Source organism: Actinomyces bovis, assembly GCF_900444995.1.
In the GTDB taxonomy this organism is placed as follows: domain Bacteria; phylum Actinomycetota; class Actinomycetes; order Actinomycetales; family Actinomycetaceae; genus Actinomyces; species Actinomyces bovis.
Genome location: NZ_UAPQ01000006.1, coordinates 104625 through 118118, shown reverse-complemented (window position 1 = coordinate 118118; position 13494 = coordinate 104625). Strand labels below are relative to the sequence as shown.

Annotated in this window: 15 protein-coding genes; 5 read left to right on the top strand and 10 right to left on the bottom strand. The window is 61.5% G+C overall.

Annotation, left to right across the window (positions count from 1 at the left end; genetic code table 11):
• Nucleotides 1-212 precede the first annotated feature (212 nt).
• The gene (locus tag DR039_RS04210) at nucleotides 213-1259 is read right to left on the bottom strand and encodes a CAP domain-containing protein (protein ID WP_111836166.1); all 1047 of its coding nucleotides are present in this window, start codon (nucleotides 1257-1259) and stop codon (nucleotides 213-215) included.
• 227 nt (nucleotides 1260-1486) lie between these two features.
• The gene (locus DR039_RS04205; RefSeq protein ID WP_111836165.1) at nucleotides 1487-2353 is read right to left on the bottom strand and encodes a sulfurtransferase; all 867 of its coding nucleotides are present in this window, start codon (nucleotides 2351-2353) and stop codon (nucleotides 1487-1489) included.
• A gap of 324 nt (nucleotides 2354-2677) precedes the next feature.
• Here DR039_RS04205 and DR039_RS04200 point away from each other — a divergent pair, with 324 nt between their 5' ends.
• On the top strand, nucleotides 2678-3091 hold the full coding sequence (locus DR039_RS04200; RefSeq protein WP_170166845.1) for a lipoprotein LpqH: 414 nt from the start codon (nucleotides 2678-2680) through the stop codon (nucleotides 3089-3091).
• Nucleotides 3092-3180: 89 nt separating this feature from the next.
• Here DR039_RS04200 and DR039_RS04195 read toward each other — a convergent pair whose 3' ends face one another.
• Nucleotides 3181-4152 (bottom strand): diaminopimelate dehydrogenase, encoded by a 972-nt coding sequence (locus tag DR039_RS04195; RefSeq protein WP_111836163.1) that lies wholly within the window; start codon nucleotides 4150-4152, stop codon nucleotides 3181-3183.
• A gap of 468 nt (nucleotides 4153-4620) precedes the next feature.
• On the opposite strand from DR039_RS04195, the gene DR039_RS04185 reads away from it, so the two are divergent.
• Nucleotides 4621-5487, top strand: coding sequence for a sunset domain-containing protein (locus tag DR039_RS04185; RefSeq protein WP_111836161.1), 867 nt, complete (start codon nucleotides 4621-4623; stop codon nucleotides 5485-5487).
• 180 nt (nucleotides 5488-5667) lie between these two features.
• Nucleotides 5668-6555 carry a VOC family protein gene (locus DR039_RS04180; protein ID WP_111836392.1) on the top strand — a complete coding sequence of 296 codons (888 nt, stop codon included), beginning with the start codon at nucleotides 5668-5670 and terminating at the stop codon, nucleotides 6553-6555.
• A gap of 205 nt (nucleotides 6556-6760) precedes the next feature.
• Here the strand turns inward: DR039_RS04180 and DR039_RS04175 are convergent, their stop codons facing one another.
• The 7 genes from DR039_RS04175 to DR039_RS11760 all read right to left on the bottom strand — a co-directional run bounded on the left by DR039_RS04175 (nucleotide 6761) and on the right by DR039_RS11760 (nucleotide 10444).
• Nucleotides 6761-6952, bottom strand: coding sequence for a YegP family protein (locus DR039_RS04175; RefSeq protein ID WP_111836160.1), 192 nt, complete (start codon nucleotides 6950-6952; stop codon nucleotides 6761-6763).
• A 538-nt stretch (nucleotides 6953-7490) separates the two neighbouring features.
• The gene (locus DR039_RS04170; RefSeq protein ID WP_111836159.1) at nucleotides 7491-7760 is read right to left on the bottom strand and encodes a hypothetical protein; all 270 of its coding nucleotides are present in this window, start codon (nucleotides 7758-7760) and stop codon (nucleotides 7491-7493) included.
• 197 nt (nucleotides 7761-7957) lie between these two features.
• On the bottom strand, nucleotides 7958-8488 hold the full coding sequence (locus DR039_RS04165) for a GNAT family N-acetyltransferase (protein ID WP_111836158.1): 531 nt from the start codon (nucleotides 8486-8488) through the stop codon (nucleotides 7958-7960).
• 269 nt (nucleotides 8489-8757) lie between these two features.
• Nucleotides 8758-9024 (bottom strand): Txe/YoeB family addiction module toxin, encoded by a 267-nt coding sequence (locus tag DR039_RS04160; protein ID WP_111836157.1) that lies wholly within the window; start codon nucleotides 9022-9024, stop codon nucleotides 8758-8760.
• Nucleotides 9021-9263 carry a type II toxin-antitoxin system Phd/YefM family antitoxin gene (locus tag DR039_RS04155; protein ID WP_111836156.1) on the bottom strand — a complete coding sequence of 81 codons (243 nt, stop codon included), beginning with the start codon at nucleotides 9261-9263 and terminating at the stop codon, nucleotides 9021-9023. The genes DR039_RS04160 and DR039_RS04155 overlap by 4 nt, the downstream gene beginning before the upstream one ends.
• Nucleotides 9264-9782: 519 nt before the next feature.
• Entirely contained in the window at nucleotides 9783-10184 is a 402-nt protein-coding gene (locus DR039_RS04150) for a type II toxin-antitoxin system VapC family toxin (RefSeq protein WP_111836155.1), read from the bottom strand.
• Nucleotides 10184-10444, bottom strand: coding sequence for a type II toxin-antitoxin system Phd/YefM family antitoxin (locus tag DR039_RS11760; RefSeq protein ID WP_407641275.1), 261 nt, complete (start codon nucleotides 10442-10444; stop codon nucleotides 10184-10186). The genes DR039_RS04150 and DR039_RS11760 overlap by 1 nt, the downstream gene beginning before the upstream one ends.
• 683 nt (nucleotides 10445-11127) lie before the next feature.
• Between DR039_RS11760 and DR039_RS04140 the strand changes: the two genes are divergently transcribed.
• Both DR039_RS04140 and DR039_RS04135 read left to right on the top strand, forming a co-directional pair.
• Complete coding sequence (locus DR039_RS04140) at nucleotides 11128-12519, top strand: ATP-binding protein (protein ID WP_111836154.1); 1392 nt, start codon at nucleotides 11128-11130, stop codon at nucleotides 12517-12519.
• Between the two features lie 300 nt (nucleotides 12520-12819).
• Complete coding sequence (locus DR039_RS04135; protein WP_126622177.1) at nucleotides 12820-13446, top strand: hypothetical protein; 627 nt, start codon at nucleotides 12820-12822, stop codon at nucleotides 13444-13446.
• Nucleotides 13447-13494 lie beyond the last annotated feature (48 nt).

The window sequence follows — 13494 nt, the reverse complement described above, 5'->3', positions numbered from 1 at the left end:
CTTGGTGCAGCGCCAATGAGCTGCAGGCAACACGCTCAGGAACGCGCGCTACCTGGACGGCGCCATGACGCACAGGGACTTGTGGTTGATTACAAAACCATCACATATGGTAACCAGGGTCGATTAAGAATCCAAGCCATGCGCCTTAAACGACCAATGCACCTAGGGTGCCAGCGGCATCAAAGCAGCTCAGAGGAGCCGTGCTTAAGGCCTCAGGCCCGACGGCGTACGCGCACCGTAAAAGCGACGACGCCAGCGCCCGTCAGACCCAAGGCAACCATGGCTACACCCAAAGACACACCAGTCATCGGGAGCGAATCTGCACTAGGCGCGGACTTAGAGCGCTCAGGAGCTGCCACCACCACTTCGGGGGTCTGAGACGCCGTTGCGCCGCCCGTAGAACCACGAGTCGGCAGCGCAATCACCTGACGATCAGGAGTAGCCACAGGCACGGGCACCTGCTTTGCGCCGCCAGCGCCAGCCTTGGCCTTAGGCGTCGGCGTGGCACTCGGCTTCGCCGATGGGGCAGCACTTGCGTGCGGGGCAGGCTCTGCACTCGCCTCAGAACTGGGCTGAGGTGCGGGCGTCACGCCGGGAGTTCCCTCCGGCTTGGGGGCAGCCGTCGGCTCAGTCGTGGACTTGGGGTCAGGCTTTGGTGCAGCACTCGGCGCTGGGGACGGCTTGTCTGGCGCTGGCACGGAAGGCGAGCCGGTGGGGGTGAGGCCCGCTCCAGCCGGGTCAGCGTAATAAGCAAAGTTCTGTGTGCCATACCACTGGCCATTGCTGGCCTGGTATGCCACACCAATCCCGATCGAGTTGACCTCGGGGTCCACCATGTTCTGGTAGTGGCCTGGGGAGTGGCGCCACTGCTCGAAGAGCTCAGCACCCACATCTTCACCAGGTGCACCGGAACGGTAGGCAATGTTCTCAGAGAGCTTGCGGTAGCCCTTCGGGAAGCCGCCGCCGCTGAGGTTGCGATGCGCAAACTGTCCAGTGTTAGCCATGTGCTCAGACCATTGCTGGGAGATGGCGTCCAGTTGAACGTAGCGAGTCACCGGCGCCAGCCCAAGGGAGCTGCGCAGCTCGTTGACCTTCGCAAGAATCACGCTTGCGTAGTCGGAGGCCTGGTTTGAGGCCGCTGCTGGGCTGACAGCTGCAACTTCCTGAGCGGAGGCAGTCGCGCATACCGCAGATGGCGCGGCCATAGCCAGCGCCACACCGGCGCACAGCGCCAGCGGGATACGTGCGATGCTCTTCATCAGGAATCCTCTCGGACCAGTAGGTGCAGTCGGTAAGACAGGGAGCCTTTGGGGTGGTGGTCCGACATAGATAATAACGGATCTGTCACGACATGCCACCCCAACCCCTCCCTGGCGTGTCAGTTTCTAGGATTCGTACTGCCTTAGCCGTTGCCTCTGGAGTGGTCCACGCAAGCCGCCAATTCCTCCGGCAGCAAGGCTGGATACCGACCTCCAAGCAACTGAGATCAGTTAAGCCCCACTGCCACCGGGCGGGAGGGATCGGTAATCCACTCGCTCCAGGAACCCGCATAGACCGCCACATCGTCCACTCCCCCGCAGGCTGCGGCGGCCAAGGCCGCGTGGCAGGCCTGGATTCCCGAGCCGCAGTAAAGGCCGACGGCAACGCCCCGCCGCGCCCCGACGGCGTCGAAGCGGCGCTGGAGTTCCACTGCTGGCAGGAAACAGCCGCCTTCATCCACCAGACTCAGGGCAGGCAGAGACTTCGCGCCAGGGATATGACCAGCCACCGGGTCGATAGTCTCGTCCTCACCCCGGAAGCGGTTAGCCGGGCGGGCGTCCAACAGCACGCCCTCCTGGGCGAGGTGCGCGGCTCCTACGGCGTCGACCACCTTGCAGCTTCCACCGTGAACCGTGAATTCCCCTGGCTGGGGTCGGGTCTCCCCCGTTTCCTGCGGGCCGCCGGAAGCCAGCCAGGCCTGCCAGCCGCCGTCGAGCACCCGCACATCGCGGTGGCCGGCCCAACGCAGCAGCCACCAGGCGCGCGCCGCCGCGATTGACTTCCAGTCGTCATAGACGACGACGGGCCGTCCGGCGCTCACTCCCGCAGCGCGAAGTCCCGCCTGCAACACCGCTTGCGCTGGCAGGGGGTGGCGTCCGGTGACGCCAGGAATATGCGGGGCAGCGAGCACATCGTCCATGGAGAGGTAGGCCGCCCCGGGGATGTGCCCCGCCAGGTATTGGGCCTGGCCGTCTATGGGTGAGCCAGGGCCGGGGTAGCGCACGTCCAGCACGGCTGGGCAACTGGCTGATTCCTGGGCCAGCTCTGCTTGGAGCGCGGCGGCGGATACCAGCGGGGTGGCGGCATTGCTCATAGCGTCACCCTAGGGCAGCGCGCAGCAAGCGTCAGCCTTGAGCAGGAGGCTTAACGGTCGGGCCAGCGTCTGTCAACGGGGAGAGGTCATCCGAGCGATCAGCTGACGCACTCGTTAGCATCATGCTGAGTCCCTGATGATCTGAATGGAAGCGAAGCTGAACCATGACCCGCAAGAATTTCAAGACTGCCGTCGCACTTCCCCTGATCGCCCTGCTGGCTGTTGGCGTGGGTGCCTGCGGTAACAGCAAAAAGGCGGATACGCCTTCGGCTCCCATATAATCAGACGACCGTACAAGCTGATGGCAGCTTGAAGGACAGCGGGGTGAAGGACAATAAGGCCCCATCCGATTCAGCCTCGGATATCTCGAACCTCAAGGACACCAAAGTGGGCGGTTCCTTCAGCGGGAAGGCCGACGGCAAAGAGATAAAGATGGATGCACCAAGCGTCGCTTGCCTGGAGCAGGACGGCGCAACCAGCATCGCCGCCACCCAAGCCAGTAGTGACCTCAGTCAGCTGAACGCCGCCAGCCTCGTCGTTGACGCCGATGGCAAGGCCGGACTCGTCCACCTCCGCAATGGCGACCTAGTTCTCAGCTATATCGCAGGCGGTGGCACGGGCAGTGCGGAGCTGAGTGTTGACGGCAAGAACTACACCGTCAAAGGCGAAGCGCCCGTGCAGGGTGCAGGAGCCGAGAGCGAGCTCAAATCCTATGAGCTCAAGTTCACCTGCCCCTGAGGCCGCGCCCGCGTGCTCCTGAATGCATCGTGCCCCCGTCCCAGCAATTAGCTAGGGCGGGGGCGCGACGTGCAGCAGGCCTTAGTGACTCACAGGTAGTGGGCGCGCAGTTCCTCAGGGCTCTTAGCGGAGAGCTCAGCCAGCGTCACGTCAAAGACGGTAATGGCGCCTTTCTGTCCGCTGGCGGCCTTGCGGGCCACGGCGCGGCCCATCGCGGCGACGACGGAGCCGGTGAACTCCGGATTAGAGTCCAGGGCCAGCTCAAAGTTGATGGTCTCAGCCACCCCTCCAGAGGTGTGTCCGCGGCGAATCACCGTGCCGCCGTGGGGAATGCCCGCGTACTTGGCGGCCATTTCTTCGGCACTGATGAAGTTGACGGTGGTGTCGTAGTCGGCAAAGTAGTTAGGCATGGCCTTGATCTCGGCTTCAATGCGGGCCTGGTCTGCCCCCTCAGCAGCCACCACGTAGCAGTCGCGAGTGTGCATGGAGCGGGTGCTCAGCTCGACGTCGTCGCCGTGCTTTACGGCGGCCACGGTGGCGGGCACGGGCAAGGTGAACTGTTTGGCATCTACGACGCCGTCGATCCGGCGCAGGGCGTCAGAGTGTCCTTGAGAGACGCCGGGGCCCCAGAAGGTGGTGACGGTGGAATCCGGCAGGACGGCCTCCCCCAGGACACGCAGCATGGAGAACAGGCCCGGGTCCCAGCCGGTGGAGATTAGGCAGACGTGGCCAGCAGCCTGGGCAGCGGCATCAACGGCGGCGAAGTACTCCGGGATCTTGGCGTGGGTGTCAAAAGAGTCCACGGTGTTGAAGAAGGCGGCGGCTTGCGGGCCCTGTTCCACCAGGTCGGTGGCGGAGCCGCCACAGTTCAGGCAGACGTCAACCTTGCCCACCCAGGCGGTCATATCTTCTATATGGGCCACGGGAGCACCCTTGGTGGTGACGGTGGCAGGGTCGCGGCGAGTAAAGACGACGACGAGTTCCATGTCCTCGTTCTTGCTGACCGCCTGCTCGGCGCCGCGGCCAAGGTTGCCGTAGCCATTGATTGCGACCCTGATCATGAGACCTCCTGGGTTGATGTGCTTCCGCGCTTATCTGCTTATCTGCCTATCTTGCCGCCCAGATGGTGCTTGGCGCGCCCCTCATCTCAGCGAGCGGACTAGCGCTTGGACTTTGGCCCTTGGGCCTTGGGCCTTGGGCCTTGGGCCTTGGGCCTTGGGCCTTGGGCCTTGGGCCTTGGGAATAGTGAAGCAGAACCTCCCCTCTAGCTAGCCGGCCTGTTGCCGGATAGAGTGGCGAGCGTTCATCGTCGATGACAATGTGCTTGTGTACACCAGAGTTGACAGAACTCCTGTGATTGCATAAATCGCAGCACCGCTCGACTGGAGAAACACCTTGAGACATCTTCGTAAGGCCGCATTCAGTGTCCTGGCTAGCGTGGCGCTACTGGGGGTCACCGCTGCTCCTGCAGCCGCAGACAATACCCCCGCCCCAAACTGACTGCCGAGGCAAGCGCATCCGCTTTCCCCTTGGCACAGCCCATCCCGCGCGAGACCGCAACCGCAGCACCAGCCACGTCCGTTAAGGGCTGGAAGCTGTCCGGCGGGCAATGGTTCTATTACCGCGATGGCGTCAAGCAGACCTCAACTTGGATTGAGGATGGCGGCCACCACTATTACCTCGGCGCTACTGGCGCAATGACGGTGGGATGGACCAAGATCGACAGCGTTTGGTTCTACTTCGAGGGCAATGGCGCCGTGCAGACCAGTCGTTGGCTCAATTCCGGTAATACTTGGTACTACCTGGGTGCCGACGGCGCAATGTTGCAAGACGAGTGGAAAGCTGACGCAGGCAAGTGGTACTACCTGACCGCCAACGGCGCGATGGCTACTGCATGGGCCGCAGATGGCGCCACCTGGTACTACTTTGATGGCCGCGGCGTCATGCAGACCGACCGCTGGATGAGCTCCGGCGGCACCTGGTACTACCTGGGCGGCAATGGCGCCATGTTGGAGAACCGCTGGCTGGCCGACGGCGGCAAGTGGTACTACCTGACCGCTAACGGCGCGATGGTAACCGGCTGGTTTGAAGACGGCGCTAACTGGTACTACTTCAACGGTTCCGGCGCGATGGTTACGAACACTTGGGTTGGTGACTACTACCTGCAGAGTTCTGGCGTCATGGCGGCCAAGGCAGTTGGCGGTAAGCAGGCGGGAGTGCAGCCCAGCGGCAGCGCCTGCCCCACTTGGGCACCGGTAAAGGGCAACCAGAACGGCCGAGGTGAGTGGATCTACCACTCCCCAGGTCAGCGGGCCTACAACCAGACCAAGCCTGAGGAGTGCTTCGCTGACGGGGCCCAGGCGCAGCGCGCCGGCTATCGCGCCGCTCAGAACTAACAGCGCACGGAAAGGCCCTAATCCCGCTGCGGGCTTGCTGGTGGGGGTGCGGAGCAGAAGGCTCCGCACCCCCATCGACGTCTGTAAGCAGGAGCCGGTGAGTGAGGCCGGTAAGCAGAGGCTTGCAGTGAGCAGGCGGCTACCCGCAGGAGCAGTGTGGCCTCCGCTACGCTGCCAACCATGATCTCTACAAACTTTTGGTGCACAGGTGACGTCGACGAGGCCGCGGAATTGTACCTGCGGGCCTTCCGGCAGGCCGAGGTGGTCACTCACGTGGACTACCCCAATTCCGGTCTGCCCGACTTCCTGGAACGCTTTGCGGGCACCACCATGCAGGTGGAGTTAGAGCTGCATGGGCAGCGGATTGGTCTGACCAATGCTGGGACGGACGTAGCCCCTTCCCCTGCCATCTCCTTACTGCTGAACTTCGATCCGGCGGTGTTCCCGGACGCGTGTGAGTATCTGGATCAGGTTTGGGCGGTGCTCAGTGAGGGCGCGACGGTGCGCATGGATCTGGGTGAGTACCCGCACTCGCCGCACTACGGTTGGTTGCAGGACCGTTTTGGGCTGAGCTGGCAACTGATGCTCACCAATCCCGACGGCGATCCCGCGCCCTTTGTGGTGCCCAATGTGCTTTTCACGGAGCCTGTGCTTTGGCAAGCGGGGGTGGCTTTAGAGGAGTGGGTGGCTGCGATCCCGGGGAGCCAGGTGTTACATCGCCAGCCCTGGGCTGGTCCGGGTGCGCCAGAGGGAGCGGTGGCTTTTGCAGACGCGCTGCTAGGTGGGACGCATTTCAGTGTCATGGATTCTGGTCCGGGGCACAGTTTTGAGTTCACTGCGGGTTCGTCCTTTGTGGTGCACTGTGCGGACCAGGCGGAGATTGACCGGGTGTGGCAGGCCTTGAGCGCGGTACCGGAGGCGGAGCGCTGCGGCTGGTTGGTGGACCGCTTTGGGGTGAGTTGGCAGGTGCTGCCTGCCAATCTGGCGGAGTTGTTGCAGCGCGAGGGCGCCTACGAGCGGCTGCTCGGGATGCGGAGCATTGAGATCGCGGAGCTTGAGCGCCTTTAGCGGTGGTCGACGGCGTCGGTGCGCGGTGCGAGCCGTGGTCGCTGGCTAGTGGGGGCTAGGTGCGGGGCGCCGAAGCTTGTGGGGCGGTCGGGTTCTGGGAGCGCAGGGGTTCTGGTGCTGCTGGGCGCGGCGGGCTGAGGTAAGCATCGGGGGCACGGAAGGTTTATTCCGTGCCCCCGATGCTTCGCTTGTGTGCCTGGGTTTCTCAGGCTGGGTTCTCCGTGAGATCTTTGAGAGTGGCCTCTGCGGCTGCCCGCTGCACCGCCTTGGTGCCTTTGACTGCTGCGGCTTTGCTCTCGTAGGCCTGGCCGGTGGCCACGACCTCACCATTGCCTGCTTTCAGGCGGAAGCGGAACTTACCGCTGCTGTCTTCGTAGACCTCGAACTTTCCCGGCATTAGTAGCCCCTCTCGTAGTCGGCAGACTTAAAACCAGTATGACACCGAGCGGGGCGGCATTAAAGGATTTGGGCCAGAGCGCCCGGTTGGCTGCATGCCTCCCGGCTGCCCGGCCAGAGCTGTAAGGACAGGTCGCTTCAGGTGCGGCATGAAGCCGCCATACCCGATCCCACAAGTAGAAAACCCTGGTTTTCCAATGAAAACGTCGGGAAACCTGCCCTAGAACCAAGTCTCCTTGTCGACGACGCGGAGCTGTATGAGCGTGGGCCAGCCGAAAGCTGTCACCCCTTGGCGCCTGAGCATCTGTCGACGTCATCGACACATCCTCGGGACATGTCGAAATTTTGTCGTTTTTTCGACACGTTCTGACGCTCGCACCACCGGGGCAGGACTCAGCAGGCCAATGCCGTCAGACGTTAAACCGGAACTCGCCGACCTTGGGCACGTAGACGGTCTTGTCCTTCCAATCAGCAGCATCGGAGGCGACAATGACACCGTCGTTCTTCGTCATGACGATGGAGTTCAGGTTCGCATTCTTCTAAGCATTGGTCTTCTTGGCGTCGCCGACACTGGCCTTGGAGTCCTCAAGATCGACGTAGGGGTTCTCATACATGCCGGACTGGATGAGCCAGGCCAGGTTGCGAACAGTGGAGTCGGTCAGGCGCCAGTCTTCCCACGTGTCCAGGGGCCCGTTGCCGTTCATGTCCTTGAACGCAAGGGTCCGTCCGCCGGCTTCGACGTCGATGAGTGTGAAGGCGTTCTCCCCTGCCGCAAGGGACAGGGTCTTGCCGTCACCGGGGTTGTCCACGATGGTGAAAGTGGCGGTGCCGTAGGTGGCTTCGCTTGTCGTGTAGGTGTCGCCCGTGTTGCCGGAGGCAGCGGTGCTAGCGGACTGATCCGTGCCTGTGTTTGTGCAGGCGCCGAGGACGAGGGCGCCTCAGCCAGAACTCACATGGATGCGAAGCGCGTAGAACAGAGCTCGAAGGGAAGGGCGCCCTCATTTGCTCAGAGAGCCTTCTCGAAGCGGAACATGTAGTCAGGTTCCTCGCCCGCCTCCCGAGATTTGTGCGGTTCGGGGTGCCCCGGATGAAAGAACTCAACGATGTGGAAGCCGCACTTGTTCACATAGAAGTGAATGTTCCGCTTCTCGAAGTACAGGGTAACCGTCTCCCACAAGCGGACGGAAGGGTAACGTCTCTCGACCGCACACCAAGCAGCCTGGCCGATCCCCTTGCCTTGCGAGGGTTCATCGAGGAAGAACAGGTCAAGGCTGCCTCGTTCCCCGCCCTCGTCGAAGGACAGGACCATCCCTCCCACCGACACACCCTCGTGCATGACCTGGAGGACCTGCGCGCGCGGTGCCCGAAAAGAATCCTCGATGTCCTCGTCGGACGGGATCGGTTCGGACTCATCCCATCCCAATTCCGCGACGGCCGCCGTCAAGAAGGACCTTTGGAGACGCCTCTTGAACTCATCGAGCTCATCTTCTGCGGCAACCCGGAGAATGACCTCCGGCAATCCTGTTGCAATACTCATCGCTCAAGACTATCCGACACAAACGGGCCGTTCTTGAGATGTTGCAGGGGACTCTCTTGTCAGTTGCTGCTCTACGGTCCAACCAGTGCCAGTGGAATCACTGCCACGGCGTCCGAGCGCCGGTAAGTGAGCTCCTTTGTGTGTTTACTGAATTCCTGGTGGCACAGGCAGTCGGGGCAACTGGCCCCAGAGTCGAGTGGGATCCGTATGAGGTCATCACCCCCGATGGCACGACCATCGAATGACCAAACTAGTTCGCTCCAATCCCCTCATTCGTAGTGTGTCCACATACGAAGGACGTGAACGACGTTTTCGTCAGCAAGAACTTCATAGACCAGCCTGTGCTGGATGTTGATGCGGCGCGAATAGCAGCCAGCCAAGTCGCCGACCAGTTTCTCGAACCGAGGCGGCGCACGGAAGGGGTCCTCCTCAATGACGGCAAGGAGCATCTGCGCTTTGGCCTTCAAACCTGCTCCAGCAAGCTTCTTTGCATCTTTCTGAGCCTGGCGTGAGTAGACGATCTTCCACCCACTCACCAGTCGAGCACCTCCGAACCAGCATCCACACCTTCAGCGCGAGCAGTTCGAATGGACTCTGTCATTCCCGGAATCGACACGAGGAAGAGGGTCTCCTGAATCGCTCGCCAATCGTCCTCACCCACCAGGACTGCGTTTCCCCTCTGACCTGTGATCGTCAAAGGTTGTGCATCTTCGTTGACCTGGTCGATCAAGCGATACAGGTTCGCACGGGCAGATGTGACACTGACAGCAACCATCGCTCTCACCTCCACACTGAGCGTACGCTATCCCGTACGCAAGGGCAATGGATATTGTAGAACTTGCAGAGCCCACCGTTGCGAGGCTCAAGGAGGCGCTGCGAGGCGCCGACCAAGCGTTCACGCCCCGCCCTCGTCAGAACGAGGACGCCGCCAGCAGATCTACCGCCCACCCCCTGCTGACTGAGGTCTACAGTCGCCTTACGGCCGTCGCGAGGGAGGGGCAGCCGACTCAGGGCGTTGGCGTCGGCGCAGCCCCAGTGCCTGGGTTGAATGCCAGCAGAAGACGCGTACCCATCCACCCGCAAGGACCATATCCCCTGTGCACTCAGCAACCACACCGAGAATGGATTACATGCTCAGCCCAGCCCATACAAGCGTCGGAGAATCAGGATCAACAGGCATAACCTGCGCCCCTTCGGAGCACAGCTGCGTCAAAAAGATCCTCAGCGAATAACATGCGGCCAGTATCCCAGCACGCGCATTCTGGAACGCCTTGGTCGCGCATTCGGAACGCTCTCAAACGATGACACTCGGGGCGATAACGTCGAGCCCAATGGATCGAGCCGCGTCGGCGAGTGGACGATCGCAGGTCAGGATCGCATCCACATTGAGCCGGATGGCGGCTTCCAAGTGCAGCGCATCGAGAGTGCGCAGGTAGGTCATGGGAAGGAATCCAGCACTGCGATACACGGCGCGATCCAACGCAGCCAAGGAGACCCCGTCGAGGAGGCTTGTCACATCCCTTTGGTCTAGACCCTCACGAACTGCCAGTCGGCGCAGTTCAACCTCGAGAAGATCCGACGACACCAGCGTTGCAGAGGTCCCGTCCAGCCACTCAAGGAGAGCATCACTTTCTGGCTGTTCGACCAGCAAGGCCCCAAGTGCAGAGGTGTCAACATAAACAAGGCGATCAGCCATCACAGACGGTCCTCCCGCAACTCCTCGAGAGTCTCCGGCAGAGGTACGTGTATCGCTTTCCTGGTAATTCCAAGCTCGCGCCAACCGCCGCGACGTCGCGCCGATCTCACGATCACAAGACCAGGTTGGGGAGCTTCCAAAGGAACAAGGCGCCCAACTGATTGCCCCTTGTTCGTGAGGACAAAGGAGTGACCTTCACTCACCGCTCGCAGGACACGGCCAGATTCGTTGCGCAATTCCCTTTGTGACAGGTGCTCCATAGGCGGGTTCACAAGACTCATGCACATGAGCGCAGCACGAGTGCTACCCACGAGGAATCGCGTACCAAGGTCACAGAGCTACCCCCTCCAGCCCCCCTCCAACCTGACTTGACTCATTCTTAGTCAGGTTCTTGCGGCTTCGATGACTGCGCTCACGCGCGGGGATAGTGGCTGAAAGGGCGGCCCGTTGCTACCTGAAGCGAATGTGCGGTAGCACTTGAGAGGATGTACCAGGCGTCACCCGAACCTCACCCCCGTGGGTAATCGAGATCATGCGAGTAGGGAACCGCTCGTTCAGAGGAGCTTTGCCATATCCTCTTTCATGCGCTCTCATGCAGCGTAGAAGAATCTGCCAAGGAAGTAGTCACCCCTCTAGGCCAGGAACCCCCTCTTATCTCAACCTCATGCGCAGAGATTGCGATCCTCGTTCAACTCAGAGTTATCGCATGCAGCTTCTGACATAAATGCCAGGCCTGCAGCTAGTCGAACCTCACCTAATTCTCTTCTTAATACTCATAGAGCTCATGTCTTACCTCCAGGCCTCAGACGTTAAACCGGAACTCGACCGGGTTCTACGACCAATTGTTTCCTGGGGGTGGTTCCACCCGACCAGTCCGATCCCTATTCACGCGTCATGACCCCACGCTCACTGACAACTACTGGAACACTGTTACAGTAGAACTATGAGTTCAAAGGATGTCAACACGGCCTTAGGCAAGCCTGCTGCCCAAGCTGTCGCCGCACTCCTGTCTCTTGACGAGGACCAGTGGTTCGAACGCAAGTCTGGGCGCGCAGCGGTCAAAGACTTGGCACGCCCTATGGTGGCCTTCGCCAATGCCGAGGGCGGCACCTTGGCGATCGGGCTCAGCAACGGACAGATCGATGGAGTGTCACAGCAAGCGGAGAACGAGATCCGACAAGCCCCCATTGATTTCACCGTGCCACCGGTGCGAGCACAGGTCACACGCTTGGACGTCGATGACAAGGCCGTCCTGATCGTCCACGTCGATCCGGGCGACACCATCCACACGACCAAGTCGGGGGACTGCTACTTGCGTATCGGCGATGAATCACGCCGTCTGTCCCTCGCGGAACAGCAAGAACTCGCCTATGACAGGGGCAGCCAGACGTTCGAGGCAACCCCTGCCGATCTCACCGTCAACGATCTTGACGAGACGCTCATGAACTCCTATCGAGTTGCCATCGGCTCGTCCAGCAATGTCGAAATGCTGCATGCTCGCGATCTGCTCAACCGTCGCGGGCAGGTGACGGCCGCCGCTACTCTGCTCTTCGATACTCGCCCGCAGCGAGACTTCCCCAGCGCCTACATTCGAGTCCTCAAGTATGACGATGACGAGCGAGGTGTCGGGTCGGAGATGACCCTCCTCGACGATGTTCGCATCGAAGGCCCGCTCCCCCAGCAGATAGTCGAAGCCGCTGCCGCCGTCGAGCGTCTCACTCCTGCACCGCAGCAACTGACGGAGAGCGGACGCTTCGAACGGGTGCCCATCATCCCCCGCGACGCCTGGCTGGAGGGCGTCGTAAACGCCGTCGTCCACCGCTCCTACAGCATGATGGGCGATCACATCCGTGTTGAGATCTTCCCGCACCGCATCGAGATCACCTCACCCGGACGGTTCCCCGGCTTCGCCGACACCTCCTCACCGTTGACCATCTCGCGCTATGCACGAAATCCACGCATCGCCCGGGTGTGCGCAGACATGGGTATTACGCGAGAACTCGGCGAGGGGATCAAGCGCATCTTCCATGAGATGCACCGACGAGGGCTGGCTAATCCCATCTACCGGCAAAGCGCTTCCTCGGTCACACTCACATTGAAGGCCTCCGACGCCGTGGCCCCCGCAGTGCTCGATGGGCTGACCAAGAGCGCGCGTGTAGTCCTCGACGTTCTACGCCTTCAGAACCGCCCCTTGGGAACTGGGCAGGTCGCAGAACTTGCCGGTATCGCGCGCCCGACAGCGAAGCGTGCCCTGGAGTCGCTGTTGGAGGCCGATCTGGTGCGCTGGGACGGCAAGTCCGACCACGATCCTCGCGCCTCCTGGAGGCTCCTCTGAGCTACTGCAACACATGTTCCAGTAAATGTTCCAGTGGATGTCGCAGTACGGAGCAACCGCCGGTCAGAGCAACACGCTGAACCTGAACCCCACGACGTCGATAACGGACCAAGTTCAAACTGACCCACAGACCTTTTCGCCTTGTTACGCACATCGTAAAGGTCACTGCCCGTCCACGTGGGAGGAGACATAGGAGGAGATACTGGAGCCATGGACAGACAACTCGAAGCCGCCGGACGGCTCCCTCGACAGCCAAAGCCGATACCGCCAGGCAGCTCAGCGACGAGGCTCCCGGACCTGATGCCACCGCGCGAGCGACTCGACGAGCTCCGGCGTCGGCACCTCGATGTCGCAGCACTGACATTCTCCGTGGACGAGGGACGGCTGTACCAGACGGACTTCCTAGTCACGTCGATGGTCCAGCGCAGCTATGGCGTCGTGGACGCCTTGATCGATGCCGTCGACTCCTACAACATCCACGCCGCCGCTCCCCTGCTACGGTTGCAGCTTGACACGCTGTTTCGCGCCCACTACGCCGCCCGCTGCGCTAACGCCGATGAACTATCCAAGGCGCTTCTACGAGGTGAGGAGTTCCGCAAGTTGAAGGACTCCGAGGGCAAGAAGCTCAGCGACGGACGACTGAAGGATCTGGCCGCAGCAGCCCATCCTTGGGCGCCAGACGTCTACGACAAGACCTCAGGATGGGTGCACTTCTCCCTTAATCACATGATCACGACAGTGCAGAGCTCCGGGGAACGCTCGCTCCTCATGAGCGTGCCCCTACAGCCCCACGTGATTCCAGAGTCTCTGTGGCACGAGGTCTACGCCGCCTCGATCCGGGCAACCGAGGAACTCTTCGAATATGTGCGCGCATGGGCCGCATGCAAAGGCATGCCGTCAGGCGAGTTCAGAGAGTTGCCGATGTGACAGGCAGTTCTCAGCCGAGGTCTATCTGTATAACGAGATCGCCGAACT